Here is an 18,320-nt window from a genome sequence, read left to right as displayed (position 1 = left end):
ATACGTTGTGAAATTTAAGAACCTATCTCATCAATAGTTATAAAAATTATTGGTGAGATAGGCTCTGATACAACGAAATAAAAACTGTATCATCAGCTTTATACAGTTATATGAGATTTATTAAGGTTTTGCTCGGAAGATATGTTATATTTTACCGCTGCCACAATTAGAAATTCATTTTTATGATCTAGTGGTGAAAAAATTTGCTGAGCATGCCGGAAATTACCTGCAAAATAGATAGCGCTGAATAGCATTTGCTAACCAACTATTCTTTTAACTTTGCAGGCGTTGTCAATGATACCCCTTTCTGACTTAGCAAGCTCGGCTCATAGTACTTAAGGGATATGTTGACATATTCTATTGGTTCGGTCTGTTTATCTTACTAAATTGTAGGTGAATGGGCTTTGTACATACTTCATGGTAACAGGTTGAATTATGAGTGCGAATAGCGAAGCTCAAGGAAGTGGACGTAGTGTAGACGTCTTTAAGTGGGTAGTTGTTGCTGTCCTGCTACTGATTGCTATAGTTGGCAACTATTACTTCCGTCAATATAATCTCGCGCTGCGTGCTTTTGCTGTTGTGGCTGTCGTTGCCATTGCAGGTGCTGTAGCTTTGTGGACAACAAAGGGCAAGCAAACATTAACGTTTGCGCGTGAAGCTCGCATTGAAATGCGAAAAGTGATTTGGCCAACTCGCCAAGAAGCATTACAAACGACTTTGATTGTTGCTGCAGTAACGGCTGTTATGTCATTAATACTGTGGGGATTAGATGGCATCTTAGTACGTTTAGTTTCGTTTATTACAAGCCTGAGGTTATTCTAAATGTCAGATTCACCTAAAAAGCGCTGGTATGTTATTCAGGCTTTCTCTGGTTTTGAAGGTCGCGTAGCGCAGTCTCTGCGCGAACATATCAAATTACATGGTATGGAAGACTCTTTCGGCGAAGTCATGGTACCAACTGAAGAAGTTGTTGAGATCCGTAGTGGTCAGCGCCGTAAAAGTGAACGTAAGTTTTTTCCAGGCTATGTATTAGTTCAAATGCTTATGAACGATGAGTCTTGGCACTTAGTACGTAGCGTACCACGTGTTATGGGCTTTATCGGTGGAACTTCAGATCGTCCAGCACCTATCAGTGATAAAGAAGTTGATGCGATTATGAATCGTCTGCAACAAGCAGGCGACAAACCACGTCCTAAAACATTATTTGAGCCAGGTGAAATGGTTCGTGTCAGCGATGGTCCATTTGCTGACTTTAATGGTGTTGTCGAAGAAATTGATTATGAAAAGAGCCGCTTGAAAGTCTCTGTTTCAATCTTCGGTCGTGCGACTCCAGTCGAATTAGATTTCAGTCAGGTCGAAAAAGCATAGTCTTAACGGCAAAAAACTGGCTTGCAAAAGGTGTGAAATTTAACTATAATTTCGCGCCTTTTGTTTTTTTACGCTTTGCAAGTTTTCTTGCGGGGCGTGTTAATGTAACGGGGAGCCTATAAAATTAGGCGCTATCACCCATTTAGAGGAAATATTCATGGCTAAGAAAGTACAAGCCTACGTTAAGTTGCAAGTTGCAGCTGGTATGGCTAACCCAAGCCCACCAGTTGGTCCAGCACTGGGCCAGCAAGGTGTGAACATCATGGAATTCTGTAAAGCGTTTAACGCAAAAACAGAGAACCTAGAAAAAGGTTTACCAACTCCTGTTGTTATCACTGTATATGCAGACCGTTCATTCACTTTCGTTACTAAAACTCCACCTGCAGCAGTATTACTGAAAAAAGCAGCTGGCGTTAAATCTGGTTCTGGTAAGCCGAACAAAGAAAAAGTAGGTAAAGTGACCTCTGCTCAGGTTCGCGAAATCGCTGAAACTAAAGCTGCGGACATGACTGGTGCTGACGTTGACGCTATGGCGCGTTCAATTGCAGGTACTGCTCGTTCCATGGGCCTGGTTGTGGAGGATTAATCAATGGCTAAACTGAATAAGCGCATGCGCAATATCCGTGAAAAAGTTGATGCAACTAAACAGTATGACATCAATGAAGCCGTTGCTCTGCTAAAAGAATTAGCGACTGCTAAATTTGTAGAAAGTGTTGACGTTGCTGTTAACCTTGGCATCGACGCTCGTAAATCTGACCAAAACGTACGTGGTGCAACTGTACTGCCACACGGTACTGGCCGTTCAGTTCGCGTTGCTGTATTTGCACAAGGTGCAAATGCTGAAGCTGCTAAAGCTGCTGGCGCTGAATTGGTTGGTATGGAAGACTTGGCTGATAAAATCAAAGCTGGTCAAATGGATTTTGACGTTGTTATTGCTTCTCCAGATGCAATGCGCGTTGTTGGTCAATTAGGTCAAATCCTTGGTCCACGTGGTTTAATGCCTAACCCTAAAGTTGGTACTGTAACTCCTAACGTTGCTGAAGCTGTTAACAATGCTAAAGCTGGTCAGGTTCGTTACCGTAACGACAAAAACGGAATCATCCACACCACAATTGGTAAAGTTGATTTCGATGCTGACAAATTGAAAGAGAACCTGGAATCACTGTTGATTGCGCTGAAAAAAGCAAAACCATCTTCAGCTAAAGGTATCTACATCAAGAAAGTTAGCCTGTCTACCACTATGGGTGCAGGTGTTGCGATCGACCAATCTGGTCTTTCAGCGACAGTTTAATACCTAAGGCTTCGGCTGTTTGGTAATTAAGCTTTACCTTTGCGTCAGATTTGTATAAAATCTGACGCCTTGAGTTTGCTTATACTCTATTTAGTTTAAGTGAACCACAAATTTCGGTATGGAGTCTGGCCTTTCCAGACCCCGTCCAAGACCGCAGGTGTGGTTTAAGTTGTCAATAACTACTTAATTTACCTGCGTAGACGGTGACAGAGATACCAAGAATTTTTATTCTGACTTCTGCTGCTCACCGTGTTTTAACGCTCAAACATAATGTTGTGTTTTGAGTGATGTGAGTCCCCCGGGGTTTCCCGGTTAATCCAGGAGCAAGAAGCTAATGGCACTAAATCTTCAAGACAAACAAGCGATTGTTGCTGAAGTCACCGAAGTAGCCAAAGGCGCGCTTTCTGCAGTTGTTGCTGATTCACGCGGCGTAACTGTAGCAAAAATGACTGAACTGCGTAAAGCAGGTCGCGAAGCTGGCGTTTACATCCGTGTTGTTCGTAACACGCTGATCCGCCGTGCTGTTGAAGGTACTTCTTACGAAGTCCTGAAAGATGCGTTTGTTGGTCCAACCTTAATTGCTTTCTCTAACGAACATCCGGGCGCTGCTGCTCGTCTGTTCAAAGAGTTCGCGAAAGCGAATCCAGCATTTGAGATTAAAGCTGCGGCCTTTGAAGGTGAGTTAATCCAGGCAAAAGATATCGATCGTCTGGCTACACTCCCAACTTACGAAGAAGCAATCGCACGCCTGATGGCAACCATGAAAGAAGCCGCTGCAGGCAAACTGGTTCGCACTCTGGCTGCTCTGCGCGATCAGAAAGAAGCTGCATAAGCCCTTTCCTTCGTTGCTTTTTAACGTATAAACTATTTCTGAATTTTAGGAACAATTGTTATGTCTATCACTAAAGACCAAATCCTTGACGCAGTTGCTGAAATGTCTGTAATGGACGTTGTTGAACTGATTACCCTGATGGAAGAAAAATTCGGCGTTTCTGCTGCTGCTGCTGTAGCTGTTGCTGCTGGCCCAGCTGAAGCTGTTGAAGAAAAAACTGAGTTTGATGTTGTCCTGACTGCTATCGGCGCTAACAAAGTTGCTGTTATCAAAGCAGTTCGTGGCGCAACTGGTCTTGGCTTAAAAGAAGCTAAAGACATGGTAGAATCTGCTCCAGCAACTATCAAAGAAGCTGCAAGCAAAGATGAAGCTGAATCTCTGAAGAAAGTTCTTGAAGAAGCTGGTGCTTCTGCTGAGCTTAAATAAGTTCAGTTTTCAGTTAGCAGCCTAACTTAAAGGCTGACGGCTGGTGATTTTTTGATCACCAGCCTTTTTGCGCTAAAAAGCGTGATTGGGTGTTAACATCTTTTTCACGCAATTTTGATGTTAGCAAGCCCTCCAATACTTTTTCTATTGACGACTTAATATACTGTGTTCTCAGCTACGACCCGCTCGGGTAGCTCGGTAGCCGGACAGCACAATGAAATGATTTGAGAGTGATGGGAATAAGTATTACGGAAAGTATTCATTTTCCACTTCAAAAAATAGCGTTAGCGAAGCTGTCCTGTATGGACGGGCAGAGTGGGTCACTGATCAGCGAGCTGAGGAACCCTATGGTTTACTCCTATACCGAGAAAAAACGTATTCGTAAGGATTTTGGTAAACGTCCACAAGTTTTGGATATACCTTATCTCCTTTCTATCCAACTTGACTCGTTCCAGAAGTTTATCGAGCAAGATCCTGATGGTCAGAACGGGCTGGAAGCAGCTTTCCGTTCTGTGTTTCCTATTCAGAGCTACAGCGGTAATGCTGAACTACAATATGTCAGCTATCGTCTGGGTGAGCCTGTATTTGATGTTAAAGAATGTCAAATTCGCGGCATCACATACTCTGCGCCATTGCGTGTTAAGTTACGTCTCATTGTTTATGAGCGTGAAGCACCAGAAGGCACCGTAAAAGACATCAAAGAACAAGAAGTCTACATGGGTGAAATTCCACTCATGACCGAAAACGGGACTTTCGTCATCAACGGAACTGAGCGTGTTATCGTTTCTCAGTTACACCGTAGCCCTGGTGTGTTCTTCGACAGCGATAAAGGTAAAACGCACTCATCAGGTAAAGTCCTGTATAACGCGCGTATTATTCCTTACCGCGGTTCATGGCTTGATTTCGAATTCGATCCGAAAGATAACCTGTTTGTACGTATTGACCGTCGCCGTAAATTACCAGCGACCATTATTCTGCGTGCAATGAATTACAGTACCGAAGAGATTCTGAATTTATTCTTCGACAAAACTGTTTTCCAAATTCGCGATAACAAATTGATGATGACGCTAGTTCCTGAGCGTCTACGTGGTGAAACAGCTTCTTTTGATATCGAAGCAAACGGCAAAGTTTATGTTGAAAAAGGCCGTCGTATCACTGCTCGTCATATCCGCTTACTGGAAAAAGAAGAAGTCAACAGCATTGAAGTTCCTGTTGAATACATTGCCGGTAAAGTGGTAGCAAGAGATTATATTGATGAAAACACTGGTGAGCTGATTTGTGCAGCTAACATGGAGCTTTCATTGGATACGTTGGCGCGTCTGAGCCAGTCTGGTCATAAAACAATTGAAACATTGTTTACGAATGACTTAGACCACGGTGCATACATGTCTGAAACGGTCCGTGTCGATCCAACAAATGATCGCCTAAGCGCATTGGTAGAAATCTACCGTATGATGCGTCCTGGTGAGCCGCCAACGCGTGAAGCCGCAGAAAACTTGTTCGAAAACCTGTTCTTCTCTGAAGATCGTTACGACTTGTCTGCTGTTGGTCGCATGAAGTTTAACCGTTCACTGGGCCGTGATGAAATTGAAGGTTCAGGTATCCTGAGTAAAGAAGACATCATTGATGTCATGAGAAAACTCATCGATATCCGTAACGGTAAAGGCGAAGTCGATGATATCGACCACTTAGGTAACCGTCGTATTCGTTCTGTTGGTGAAATGGCTGAAAACCAGTTCCGCGTAGGTCTGGTTCGTGTTGAACGTGCAGTGAAAGAGCGTCTTTCTCTGGGCGACCTCGATGCATTGATGCCACAAGATATGATTAACGCGAAGCCAATTTCTGCGGCAGTGAAAGAGTTCTTTGGTTCCAGCCAGCTTTCTCAGTTTATGGACCAGAACAACCCATTGTCTGAAATTACGCACAAACGTCGTATCTCTGCGTTAGGCCCAGGTGGTTTGACTCGTGAGCGTGCGGGCTTCGAAGTACGTGACGTCCATCCAACTCACTACGGTCGTGTGTGTCCAATCGAAACCCCTGAAGGTCCGAACATCGGTCTTATCAACTCATTGTCTGTTTATGCACAGACGAACGAGTATGGTTTCCTTGAAACACCTTATCGTTTAGTTCGTGACGGTCTCGTGACTGACGAAATTCACTATCTGTCTGCTATTGAAGAAGGTAACTTCATCATTGCTCAGGCAAACACCGTATTAGGTGATGATGGTAGTTTCGTTGAAGAACTGATTACGTGTCGTAACCATGGTGAATCAAGTTTATTCAGCCGCGATCAGGTTGAATACATGGACGTTTCGACTCAACAGATTGTTTCTGTTGGTGCGTCATTGATTCCATTCCTTGAACACGATGATGCGAACCGTGCATTGATGGGTGCGAACATGCAACGTCAAGCGGTTCCTACTTTACGTGCTGACAAACCATTAGTTGGTACGGGTATGGAACGTGCGGTTGCTGTTGACTCTGGTGTAACAGCAGTTGCTCGCCGTGGCGGTACTATCCAGTACGTTGATGCTTCACGTATCGTTATTAAAGTTAACGAAGACGAGATGTATCCAGGCGAAGCTGGAATCGATATTTATAACCTAACTAAATATACCCGTTCTAACCAGAACACTTGTATTAGCCAGATGCCTTGTGTGTCTTTAGGTGAACCAATTGAACGTGGTGACGTGTTAGCTGATGGTCCTTCAACTGACCTAGGTGAATTGGCTCTTGGCCAAAACATGCGCGTGGCATTTATGCCATGGAATGGTTATAACTTCGAAGACTCCATCCTCGTATCTGAGCGTGTTGTTCAAGAAGATCGTTTTACAACTATTCATATTCAGGAACTTGCTTGTGTGTCTCGTGACACTAAACTGGGGCCTGAAGAAATTACTGCTGACATTCCAAACGTCGGCGAAGCTGCACTCTCTAAACTCGATGAGTCTGGTATTGTGTATATCGGTGCTGAAGTTAAAGGTGGCGATATCCTCGTTGGTAAAGTGACACCTAAAGGTGAAACTCAGCTGACCCCAGAAGAGAAATTGCTGCGTGCAATCTTTGGTGAAAAAGCGTCTGACGTTAAAGACTCTTCTTTACGTGTTCCAAACGGTGTTTCCGGTACAGTTATCGATGTACAGGTATTTACTCGTGATGGCGTAGAGAAAGACAAACGTGCGCTGGAAATCGAAGAAACTCAGTTACGTGATGCTAAGAAAGATTTAACCGAAGAATTACGTATCTTCGAAGCAGGTCTATTCGCACGTATTCGTTCTGTACTGGTTAATGGCGGAATTGAAGCTGAAAAACTGGATAAACTGCCTCGCGATCGTTGGTTAGAGCTAGCTCTGGCTGATGAAGAGAAACAGAACCAGTTAGAGCAACTTGCTGAACAGTATGATGAACTGAAATCTGAGTTCGAGAAAAAGCTCGATGCTAAACGCCGTAAGATCACTCAAGGTGATGACCTTGCTCCGGGCGTACTGAAAATTGTTAAGGTTTATCTGGCTGTTAAACGTCAGATTCAACCGGGTGATAAAATGGCGGGTCGCCATGGTAACAAAGGTGTTATCTCAAAAATCAACCCAGTTGAAGACATGCCTTACGATGAAAACGGTAACCCTGTAGACATCGTTCTGAACCCATTGGGTGTACCTTCTCGTATGAACATCGGTCAGATTCTGGAAACCCACTTGGGTATGGCTGCGAAAGGTATTGGTGACAAGATCAATGCTATGCTTAAACAGCAGCAAGATGTTGCCAAACTGCGTGAGTTTATCCAGAAAGCCTATGACCTTGGTGATGACACTCGTCAGAAAGTTGATCTAAATACTTTCTCTGATGAAGAAGTTATGCGCCTGGCAGAAAACCTGAAAAAAGGTATGCCAATCGCAACACCAGTGTTTGATGGTGCGAAAGAAACTGAAATTAAAGAACTGTTGAAACTGGGTGGTCTACCAACTTCTGGTCAGATCTCATTATTCGACGGCCGTACTGGTGAGAAGTTTGAGCGTCAAGTAACTGTTGGTTACATGTACATGCTGAAACTAAACCACTTGGTTGACGATAAAATGCATGCCCGTTCTACTGGTTCTTACAGCTTGGTTACTCAGCAGCCGCTGGGTGGTAAAGCACAGTTCGGTGGTCAGCGTTTCGGGGAGATGGAAGTGTGGGCACTAGAAGCATACGGTGCAGCATATACACTCCAAGAAATGCTTACTGTTAAGTCGGATGACGTTAACGGCCGTACGAAGATGTATAAAAACATCGTCGATGGTAGTCATCAGATGGAACCTGGTATGCCGGAATCCTTCAACGTATTGTTGAAAGAAATCCGTTCACTGGGTATCAACATCGAACTGGAAGACGAGTAATTCGTTTGTACCGGAAGGCTAGATTTAGCCTTCCGGCCAGTATAAGTACTGGGATTAGGGGAGAGAGGCACGGGCCACTCACCTGACAGGTCTAACTCCGACAGGAGCCATTTTGTGAAAGACTTAATAAAGTTTCTGAAAGCGCAAACCAAGACCGAAGAGTTTGATGCGATCAAAATTGCTCTGGCATCACCTGATATGATCCGTTCATGGTCATTCGGTGAAGTTAAAAAGCCAGAAACCATTAACTACCGTACGTTCAAACCTGAGCGTGACGGCCTTTTCTGTGCGCGTATTTTCGGGCCAGTAAAAGACTACGAATGTCTGTGCGGTAAGTACAAACGTTTAAAACACCGTGGTGTGATTTGTGAGAAGTGTGGCGTTGAAGTTACACAGACTAAAGTCCGTCGTGAGCGCATGGGTCATATTGAACTTGCTTCTCCGACTGCACATATTTGGTTCTTGAAATCACTGCCATCCCGTATCGGTTTGCTGCTCGATATGCCATTGCGCGATATCGAACGCGTTCTGTATTTTGAATCATATGTTGTTGTTGAAGGCGGAATGACTAGCCTTGAACGCGCACAGATTCTGACAGAAGAGCAATACTTAGATGCGCTGGAAGAATTCGGTGATGAATTTGACGCGAAAATGGGTGCGGAAGCAATCCAAGGTCTGCTGAAAAACCTCGATCTTGAGAACGAGTGTGAAACGCTGCGTGAAGAGTTAAATGAAACTAACTCAGAAACTAAGCGTAAGAAGCTGACTAAGCGTATCAAACTGTTAGAAGCGTTTATTCAATCTGGTAACAAGCCAGAGTGGATGATCCTGAACGTTCTGCCAGTATTACCACCAGATCTACGTCCATTAGTACCATTGGATGGCGGACGTTTCGCAACATCAGATCTAAACGATCTGTATCGTCGCGTTATAAACCGTAACAACCGTCTGAAGCGTCTTCTTGATCTGGCTGCGCCAGACATCATCGTACGTAACGAAAAACGTATGCTGCAAGAAGCTGTTGATGCACTGTTAGATAACGGTCGTCGTGGTCGTGCAATTACGGGTTCTAACAAACGCCCTCTGAAATCTTTGGCTGATATGATCAAAGGTAAACAAGGTCGTTTCCGTCAGAACTTGCTTGGTAAGCGTGTTGACTACTCTGGTCGTTCGGTTATCACCGTTGGTCCATACCTGCGTCTGCACCAATGTGGTCTGCCTAAGAAGATGGCTCTTGAGCTGTTCAAACCATTTATCTATGGCAAATTAGAGCTGCGTGGCTTGGCAACAACGATTAAAGCTGCGAAGAAAATGGTTGAGCGCGAAGAAGCGGTTGTTTGGGATATTCTGGATGAAGTTATCCGTGAACACCCAGTCATGCTGAACCGTGCACCAACACTTCACCGTCTGGGTATCCAAGCTTTCGAACCGATTCTGATCGAAGGTAAAGCTATCCAATTGCACCCATTGGTCTGTGCGGCATATAACGCCGACTTCGATGGTGACCAAATGGCGGTACACGTTCCTCTGACTCTGGAAGCTCAGTTAGAAGCACGTGCATTGATGATGTCAACGAACAACATTCTGTCACCAGCAAGTGGTGAGCCTATCATCGTTCCTTCACAGGACGTTGTATTGGGTCTTTACTACATGACTCGTGACTGTGTAAACGCGAAAGGCGAAGGGATGGTTTTAGCCGGCCCTAAAGAAGCTGAACGTGTTTATCGCTCAGGTCATGCATCATTGCATGCCCGCGTTAAAGTTCGTATCACTGAAGAAGTTAAAGACAGTGAAGGTAACATTACAATTAACACTGGTTTAGTTGATACCACTGTTGGTCGCGCAATTTTATGGATGATCGTACCGAAAGGTCTACCTTATGCTCTGGTTAACCAAGCGTTAGGTAAAAAAGCTATCTCCAAAATGCTGAATACTTGTTACCGTATACTGGGCTTGAAACATACTGTTATTTTTGCTGACCAAATCATGTATACCGGTTTTGCCTACGCGGCACGTTCTGGTGCATCTGTTGGTATCGACGACATGGTTATTCCTGAGAAAAAAGCAGGGATCATCGCGGAAGCCGAAGCAGAAGTTGCTGAAATTCAAGAACAGTTCCAGTCTGGTCTGGTTACAGCTGGCGAACGTTATAACAAAGTTATCGATATCTGGGCAGCAGCAAACGAACGTGTCGCTAAAGCGATGATGGAAAACCTGTCAACTGAAAGCGTTATTAACCGTGACGGTGAAGAAGAACAACAGGTTTCTTTCAACAGTATCTTTATGATGGCCGATTCCGGTGCTCGTGGTTCTGCTGCGCAGATCCGTCAGCTAGCTGGTATGCGTGGTCTGATGGCTAAGCCAGATGGCTCAATCATCGAAACACCAATCACGGCGAACTTCCGTGAAGGTCTAAACGTTCTTCAGTACTTTATTTCTACGCATGGTGCTCGTAAAGGTCTTGCGGATACAGCATTGAAAACAGCAAACTCCGGTTATCTGACTCGTCGTTTAGTTGATGTTGCACAGGACTTGGTAGTTACTGAAGACGACTGTGGAACTCACGAAGGTATCCTGATGACTCCGGTTATCGAGGGTGGCGACGTTAAAGAACCACTGCGTGAGCGTGTATTGGGTCGTGTGACGGCAGAAGATATCCTGATCCCAGGTACTGCGGACATTCTGGTTCCACGTAACACTCTACTTCACGAAAAACTCTGTGACCTGTTAGAAGCTAACTCAGTCGACAGCGTGAAAGTACGTTCAGTTGTAAGTTGTGAAACTGACTTCGGTGTGTGTGCTCACTGTTATGGTCGTGACCTTGCTCGTGGTCATATCATCAACAAAGGTGAAGCTATCGGGGTTATCGCGGCACAGTCAATCGGTGAGCCGGGTACACAGCTGACGATGCGTACGTTCCACATCGGTGGTGCGGCATCTCGTGCGGCAGCAGAATCTAGTATCCAAGTTCGTAACACGGGTACGCTGAAACTGTTCAACGCGAAATACGTTACCAACTCAGAAGGCAAACTGGTTATTACTTCACGTAATACTGAATTGCGTCTGATTGATGAGTTCGGTCGTACGAAAGAGAGCTATAAAGTTCCTTACGGTGCACACCTGACTAAAGGTGATGGCGCATCAGTTATCGGCGGCGAAACTGTTGCTAACTGGGATCCACATACAATGCCAGTTGTCAGTGAAGTATCCGGTATTATCCGTTACTCTGACATGCTTGATGGCCAGTCAATGATTCGCCAGACTGATGAATTAACCGGTCTGTCTTCAATCGTTGTTCTGGATAGCGCTGAGCGTACTGCTGGTGGTAAAGACTTGCGTCCTGCACTTCGTGTTGTTGATGCAAATGGTAAAGATGTTCTTATTCCTAACACTGATATGCCTACTCAGTACTTCTTACCGGGTAAAGCAATTGTTCAGTTGGATGATGGCATCGCTATCAATGCCGGTGATACTTTAGCACGTATTCCACAAGAATCTGTGGGTACTAAAGATATCACGGGTGGTCTACCACGCGTTGCTGACTTGTTCGAAGCTCGTCGTCCGAAAGAGCCTGCGATCCTTGCTGAAATCAGCGGTATCATCTCATTCGGTAAAGAAACTAAAGGTAAGCGTCGTCTGGTTATTACCCCATTAGATGGTTCAGAACCGTACGAAGAGATGATCCCTAAATGGCGTCAGCTCAACGTATTCGAAGGTGAAATCGTTGAACGTGGTGATGTAGTTTCCGATGGTCCAGAATCTCCACATGATATTCTGCGTCTGCGTGGTGTTCATGCAGTAACGCGTTATATCACTAACGAAGTTCAGGAAGTTTACCGCTTACAAGGCGTTAAGATAAACGATAAACACATTGAAGTTATCGTTCGTCAGATGCTACGTAAAGTAACTATCGCGGATGCAGGAAGTTCTGAATTCCTCGAAGGTGAGCAGATCGAATACTCACGCGTTAAAGTTTCTAATCGTAAGCTGGAATTAGACGGTAAGATCCCAGCTAACTATGCACGTGACCTGTTGGGTATTACTAAGGCATCTCTGGCAACAGAATCCTTCATCTCAGCAGCATCGTTCCAAGAAACAACACGCGTTCTGACAGAAGCTGCGGTTGCAGGTAAACGTGATGAACTTCGCGGTCTGAAAGAAAACGTTATTGTGGGTCGTCTGATCCCAGCAGGTACTGGTTTTGCGTATCACCAAGACCGTATCCGTCGTCGTCATCTGAATGATGTTGTGGAAGCTCCACAAGTCAGCGCAGATGAAGCAACGGCTAACCTGGCTGAACTGTTAAACGCAGGTTTCAGTGGTGACAACAAGTAAGATTTATTAGTCTGCTTGTAACACAATAATAGAACCGGTGCTGTTAAAGGCACCGGTTTTTTTTATGTATTTAAATAATTCGGAGAGTCGATTTTGTCTTGGTTAATACTAATGATTACATAATTATATTTCTTTTATTTAATCTTGTTTTTAATATAACCAATTGATTAAAAACATTTTTAATATATTCTTGGATTTGATTTTAATAAAAACTGTGACATGTCACGAAAATTAAATATTCATTATTATTTGAGTAGTAATAATCTAGCGGTATGTTGAGTGTTTCAATCAATTTCCTATCTTTAGTATTAAAAAGGACATTTTTCCTTAGACAATCCCTTTGTTTACCTAAGTTTATCTTATTGATAAGAAGTGTAGAGACAATAAGCAATAACGCATTCTGAAAATTAATTAAATTCCTGTAATTCGAATTATGTTGAGCCTAATTTAATTGTTAAATTAAACCGTTATTTACCAATAATTAAAACGATATTCATTTAAATATAACCATCTTACATTTAATTAAAATGCTATTGTTTTATTAATAAGTTTGTAAACTATGAGAAATTAAATACCGGAGATAGGTAGTGAAAAATAATAGTATCGATAAAAATAGTCTTATTTCAGGGTTTCAATGGTTTTTCTTTATTTTTTGTAACACGGTGGTGATCCCGCCAACGCTTCAATCTGCTTTCCATTTATCTGCCGAAACAACTTTTGTTGTTACACAATACTCTTTTTTGCTTATTGCATTAGCTTGTTTAATCCAAGCTTTTTTAGGTCATAAACGTTCATTAATGGAAGGCTCTACAGGATTATGGTGGGCAACAATATTAACAGTGACCTTATCAGAGTCTACGCAGGGAACGCCATTGGCCACTATCGGTTGGAGCCTTGCGGTCGGAATTTTTCTTTCGGGTATCGTCACTATTTTGATAGGAATAACGGGAGCAGGAAGTTGGCTGGCAGGGCTATTTAAGCCAGGAGTCTTGGTCGTCTTCATGTTCTTGCTAGGTGCTCAGCTAGTTTCGATCTTTCTTAAAGGTATGCTAGGGCTCCCTTTTGGCATCACAAGTGCAACAACAACCGTAAATTATCCAGTCTTCTTCTTAGCATTCGCAGTACTGGTTTTAGTCATTGGCATGATTGTCTTTTTACCGTCGAGCATCAGTAAATATGCACTTTTATGCGGAACTATTGTTGGATGGGTTGTTTATAGCGTTTTATTTGGTAGCCATATCTCAGAGGTGTTAGAAGCTAAATGGCAGATCCTTCCATTAGGGCATGCCGACGATATTCAAATGAGTATTATTGTAACAGCGATCTTTGCGGGTATTTTAAATACCTCGAATACCTTTGGCGCTATCCGTGGTAGTGATGTTTTTTATCAATCAAGTCAGCGCACAAAATCGATTTATCGTCGCAGTTTTGTCACCTCGGGTGTTCTAACTTTATTTGCCGCTCCCTTAGGTGTCGTGCCTTTTTCACCTTTTGTTTCTTCTATTGGGTTAATCACGCAGACTAAAGATACCTCGCGAGTCTCTTTTACAATAGGGAGCTTGTTACTATTACTGGTTGGCGGGATCGCTATTTTGACGCAGTTCTTCCGTTCACTACCCCTTGCGATTGGTAGTGCGGTGATGTTAGCTACTTATTTACCGCTGTTATTTTCATCTTTTTCGTTTCTTGCAGAAATAAAGCTCAATGCACGAAATATTTATCGTTTAGCATTACCGTTATTTATTGGCATATTTTTAATGTCGGCACCCGCTGCCGTTATCAATTCATTACCGATAATGTTTAGTTCTTTATTGGGTAATGGTTTATTAATGGGAATTATCTTGTCATTAATATTAGAAAATACCATTAAGTGGGATAATATTCATTAAAGAGCCTTTGATAGCCTCATTACACGATTGTGTAATGAGGCTATAGGTCATATAACAAGTATTTTCTGTTTCTTGAGCTCTAAGCCTTTATTAGAATAATAATTAAAACTAATTTATTGATTAACGATGACTCAATCCATGGGCGAGGAAAGTTCGTATTGTCCTGTCTTATAATCGGTTGAAACATAAAAACGGCCATTGAATGAATTGCTATAAGATTTTGAAAAACCTAAAATGCCCCGAGATATCGATGCGGAATTATAATTAAACAGATATTTAGAGCCATCTTGATAAATCATCGTAATCTGATACTTAGTGATTGGTTTGGTATAGAGCACTAAGCTATCTTTTGAGCCAGAGTTGATGACCATATGAGGAGTACTATAGCGTATCGTTGTCATCGTGCCGCGATACGAATAATAATATCCTTGAATATTCTCTTTATTGGGAATGGAAAAACGAGCAAAGTCCCTTTCTGTCAATAATCCAATAGAGTTAAGGTATTCGCTATAGCCCTCAAGCATTAATTCATTATTTTTTCCAATTAATACGACTTGGAAAGGGCGAGTGCCTTTGGTTTCATTTTGCTTTTGTAAGCGTGTTAACGTTTCTTCTATTGGAAAAACTTGCCCATCAATATCTTTCGCACCTTGGATCTCCGTCATCATTAATTTGGCTATCTCAGTCGAAGGCGTTGGGTGTTTCCAGCGGACATTCGCACATGAGCTGATAAGCAGGCTCAAGAATATAATGGTGAGCGAATAACCCCATTTTTGTATTATCAAAGTGATGCTCACTTTTGCAAAAAAGAAATTGAGTATACCGTAATAAATACAATGAGAATGTAGTCAAATAAGGGATATTTATGATGTTATAAAATGGAGAGTATTTGTTACCTATAAAGATTATTTTGCGGATTAACTTCGTCCTTGAAGTTAATAACACAATTTAACGACCTAAATAGCCATCCCAATCCTTCCAAACAGGTTGTAATCCGGCTTTAGTCAGCGCTTCGGCGACTTGTGCAGCACTGCGATTGTCATGTGGCGCAAACTGTTCTAATTCAGCATGGTCATCAGCATAGCCACCCGGTTGAGTTTTAGATCCTGCACTGACATTGTTGATAGCGAGGGGGACAACATGGTCACGAAAATAAGGTGATTCTCGCGTTGAAAGTGATAATTCAACGTCAGGTGCTAGCAAGCGGAAAGCGCAAATCAATTGCACTAATTCTGCTTCATTCATAATTGATGCGGGTTCAATGCCACCCGCGCAGGGGCGTAAACGTGGAAAAGAGATAGAATAGCGGCTCTGCCAATAATGTTTTTGCAGATAAATCAAATGCTCTGCTACCATATAGCAGTCAGTTCTCCAACTGTTAGATAAACCAATCAGTGCCCCAAGGCCAATTTTATCCACTCCGGCTTGCCCTAAGCGATCTGGCGTATCCAATCGCCAGTGAAAATCTTGCTTTTTACCTTTTAGATGATGGAGTTGATAAGCGGGTTCATGATAGGTTTCTTGATAAACCATCACACCATCAAGACCCAGTGTTTTGAGTTCAGCATATTCTTCAGTCGCTAATGGCTGGACTTCCATCATCAGTGAACTGAAATAACGGCGTATTGTCGGGATGTGTTGGCGAAAATAATCCATACCCACTTTGGTTTGATGTTCACCAGTGACAAGTAACAAGCTATCAAAACCAATTTTACGGATCGTTTCACATTCATTGATTATTTCAGTTTCATTGAGTGTTTTACGTTTGATTCGATTACTCATGGAAAAACCACAATAAGTGCAATCATTCGCACACAAATTTGAGAGATACAGTGGAACATAGAAACCCACAGTATTCCCAAAACGTTGTCGTGTTAGTTTTTGTGCCTTTTGCGCCATAGGTTCAATAAAAGGGCGAGCTGCGGGTGAAAGCAGTGCCATAAAATCGTCTAAGGTTAAGGTATCACTGGCGAGAGCATGTTGAACATCGCGAGTTGTTTTAGCGTTAATTCGTAATGTCAGGTCATCCCAGTCAAGTTGTTGCCAGCGTTGACGGAAGCTGGTATTCATTACAAAGCTCCCAAAAATTCTGTTAATGGACTAGATGCTTCAGCATGCTGTTTAGGTGCGGCTAAGCCAGCTAAACGCCCTAGTTCAGCTGCTTCAAGTGCTAATTTAAACGCTTTTGCCATTAAAACAGGGTTTTTCGCAACGGCTATCGCGGTGTTGACCAGTACCGCATCAGCACCCATTTCAATTGCTTCGATGGCGTGGCTTGGCGCGCCAATACCCGCATCAACAACCACCGGAACGGTTGCTTGTTCGATAATGATCCGCAACATTTCTTTGGTTGCCAATCCTTTATTAGTACCAATAGGTGCGCCGAGAGGCATAACGGCTGCACAACCGACTTCTTCGAGGCGACGGCATAAAACAGGATCTGCACTACAATAAGGCAATACCACAAATCCTTCTTTGACCAGCTGTTCAGCGGCAAGTAGAGTTTCAATCGGATCGGGCAGTAAATATTTTACATCGGGATGAATTTCTAATTTAATCCAATTAGTGCCTAATGCCTCACGGGCAAGGTGTGCAGCGAAAATGGCTTCTTGTGCATTTTTCGCTCCGGAAGTATTTGGAAGTAATTTCACACCAAGATCTTGCAGTGGTTTCAGAATACCGTCGTCATTACCACGCAAATCAATTCGTTTCATTGCCATCGTGACAAGTTGGCTTCCTGATGCAGTAATAGCGTCTTGCATTAATGAGGAATTAGCAAATTTTCCCGTGCCGGTAAAAAGGCGCGATTGAAAAGTCACATTTGCAATTTTTAACATAATTAACCCCCTGCGATAGCTTGGAATAACAAGATGTTGTCTTGATCATTCACTAAATGTGAATCCCATTGATGACGAGGAATAATGACCTGATTGATTGCCAATGCTGTGCCCGCAGTTTTGCGATCGAGACTGGCAAATAATTGCGTCACGGTTAATGGTTCGGCGAATTCCATGGGTTGATCGTTAATTATAAGGCGCATGTTTCCTCTCGGCAGATTGGGCATTGAACGGAGGGGGTCAGCTGCAATGTGTTCCATTGCTGTTGTTTCCCATCAAACAAACGCAGTTTTCCACTCAGTGATGAGGGCAATCCAACTAACAATTTGATTGCTTCTAATGCTTGTAATGTCCCTATCACGCCGACAACAGGGCCTAAGACACCTGCGGTTCGGCAATTGCGCTGTGGCTCTTCTTTCTCAGGGTATAGGCAGGCATAGCAGCCGTGGTTAAATGGCGGTTCGATTACCATCAATTGCCCACCAAATCCAACAGCACTACCGCTAATGAGTGTTTTATTCGCTATTACACAAGCCGCATTGACTGCATGACGAGTTGCCATGTTGTCACAGCAATCAAGCACTAAATCGACCTGACTGACGAGTGGAAGTAACGTTTGTGCATCTAGTTTCTGCTGTAAAACATGAGTTTTGATTAAGGGGTTAAGGTTTTTAAGATGTTTTGCCGCAAGTTTTGCTTTGGATTGTGGAATATCGGCAGTTCCATATAAAACTTGCCGTTGCAGATTAGAGATATGCAGTTCATCGTGATCGGCAAGCCAAAGTTCACCGACCCCGGCTGCGGTTAAATAGAGTGAAGCTGGAGAACCTAATCCGCCAAGGCCAACAATCAATACTTTGCTCGCTTTCAATTTTATTTGCCCTTCGGGACCGATATCTTCAAGCATTAGCTGGCGGCTGTAACGCATAAATTCGTGATCGTTTAACATGATAAACTCCTCGAATT

Annotated in this window: 14 protein-coding genes; 9 read left to right on the top strand and 5 right to left on the bottom strand. The window is 43.1% G+C overall.

The window, feature by feature from the left end; translation table 11 throughout:
- Positions 1 to 435: 435 nt before the first annotated feature.
- The 9 genes from secE (at position 436) to OOA_RS14165 (ending at position 14,517) form a co-directional block, all read left to right on the top strand.
- A complete protein-coding gene (gene secE, locus OOA_RS14205; protein WP_008912849.1) occupies positions 436 to 822 on the top strand; it encodes a preprotein translocase subunit SecE in 387 nt (128 codons plus the stop codon).
- On the top strand, positions 823 to 1,368 hold the full coding sequence (nusG, locus tag OOA_RS14200) for a transcription termination/antitermination protein NusG (RefSeq protein ID WP_008912848.1): 546 nt from the start codon (positions 823 to 825) through the stop codon (positions 1,366 to 1,368).
- Between the two features lie 157 nt (positions 1,369 to 1,525).
- Positions 1,526 to 1,954 (top strand): 50S ribosomal protein L11, encoded by a 429-nt coding sequence (gene rplK / locus OOA_RS14195; protein ID WP_008912847.1) that lies wholly within the window; start codon positions 1,526 to 1,528, stop codon positions 1,952 to 1,954.
- Between the two features lie 3 nt (positions 1,955 to 1,957).
- Complete coding sequence (gene rplA / locus OOA_RS14190; protein WP_008912846.1) at positions 1,958 to 2,659, top strand: 50S ribosomal protein L1; 702 nt, start codon at positions 1,958 to 1,960, stop codon at positions 2,657 to 2,659.
- Between the two features lie 334 nt (positions 2,660 to 2,993).
- Complete coding sequence (gene rplJ / locus OOA_RS14185) at positions 2,994 to 3,491, top strand: 50S ribosomal protein L10 (RefSeq protein WP_008912845.1); 498 nt, start codon at positions 2,994 to 2,996, stop codon at positions 3,489 to 3,491.
- Between the two features lie 60 nt (positions 3,492 to 3,551).
- Complete coding sequence (rplL, locus tag OOA_RS14180; RefSeq protein WP_008912844.1) at positions 3,552 to 3,917, top strand: 50S ribosomal protein L7/L12; 366 nt, start codon at positions 3,552 to 3,554, stop codon at positions 3,915 to 3,917.
- Between the two features lie 347 nt (positions 3,918 to 4,264).
- The gene (rpoB, locus tag OOA_RS14175; RefSeq protein WP_008912843.1) at positions 4,265 to 8,293 is read left to right on the top strand and encodes a DNA-directed RNA polymerase subunit beta; all 4,029 of its coding nucleotides are present in this window, start codon (positions 4,265 to 4,267) and stop codon (positions 8,291 to 8,293) included.
- 114 nt (positions 8,294 to 8,407) lie between these two features.
- Positions 8,408 to 12,628 (top strand): DNA-directed RNA polymerase subunit beta', encoded by a 4,221-nt coding sequence (gene rpoC, locus OOA_RS14170; RefSeq protein ID WP_008912842.1) that lies wholly within the window; start codon positions 8,408 to 8,410, stop codon positions 12,626 to 12,628.
- Between the two features lie 587 nt (positions 12,629 to 13,215).
- Positions 13,216 to 14,517, top strand: coding sequence for a uracil/xanthine transporter (locus OOA_RS14165; protein ID WP_008912841.1), 1,302 nt, complete (start codon positions 13,216 to 13,218; stop codon positions 14,515 to 14,517).
- A 131-nt stretch (positions 14,518 to 14,648) separates the two neighbouring features.
- Here OOA_RS14165 and OOA_RS14160 read toward each other — a convergent pair whose 3' ends face one another.
- The 5 genes from OOA_RS14160 to OOA_RS14140 all read right to left on the bottom strand — a co-directional run bounded on the left by OOA_RS14160 (position 14,649) and on the right by OOA_RS14140 (position 18,303).
- On the bottom strand, positions 14,649 to 15,302 hold the full coding sequence (locus OOA_RS14160) for a hypothetical protein (protein WP_040691647.1): 654 nt from the start codon (positions 15,300 to 15,302) through the stop codon (positions 14,649 to 14,651).
- Between the two features lie 163 nt (positions 15,303 to 15,465).
- Positions 15,466 to 16,587 (bottom strand): 2-iminoacetate synthase ThiH, encoded by a 1,122-nt coding sequence (gene thiH / locus OOA_RS14155; RefSeq protein WP_008912839.1) that lies wholly within the window; start codon positions 16,585 to 16,587, stop codon positions 15,466 to 15,468.
- Positions 16,587 to 17,354, bottom strand: a complete 768-nt coding sequence (locus OOA_RS14150) for a thiazole synthase (RefSeq protein WP_008912838.1) — start codon at positions 17,352 to 17,354, stop codon at positions 16,587 to 16,589. Before OOA_RS14150 ends, thiH begins: the two co-directional genes overlap by 1 nt.
- 2 nt (positions 17,355 to 17,356) lie before the next feature.
- A complete protein-coding gene (gene thiS / locus OOA_RS14145; protein WP_008912837.1) occupies positions 17,357 to 17,557 on the bottom strand; it encodes a sulfur carrier protein ThiS in 201 nt (66 codons plus the stop codon).
- The gene (locus OOA_RS14140; RefSeq protein ID WP_008912836.1) at positions 17,545 to 18,303 is read right to left on the bottom strand and encodes a HesA/MoeB/ThiF family protein; all 759 of its coding nucleotides are present in this window, start codon (positions 18,301 to 18,303) and stop codon (positions 17,545 to 17,547) included. Before OOA_RS14140 ends, thiS begins: the two co-directional genes overlap by 13 nt.
- Positions 18,304 to 18,320: the final 17 nt, after the last annotated feature.

It is taken from the genome of Providencia burhodogranariea DSM 19968 (assembly GCF_000314855.2).
GTDB lineage: Bacteria > Pseudomonadota > Gammaproteobacteria > Enterobacterales > Enterobacteriaceae > Providencia > Providencia burhodogranariea.
This window is presented reverse-complemented; position numbering and strand designations above follow the sequence as displayed.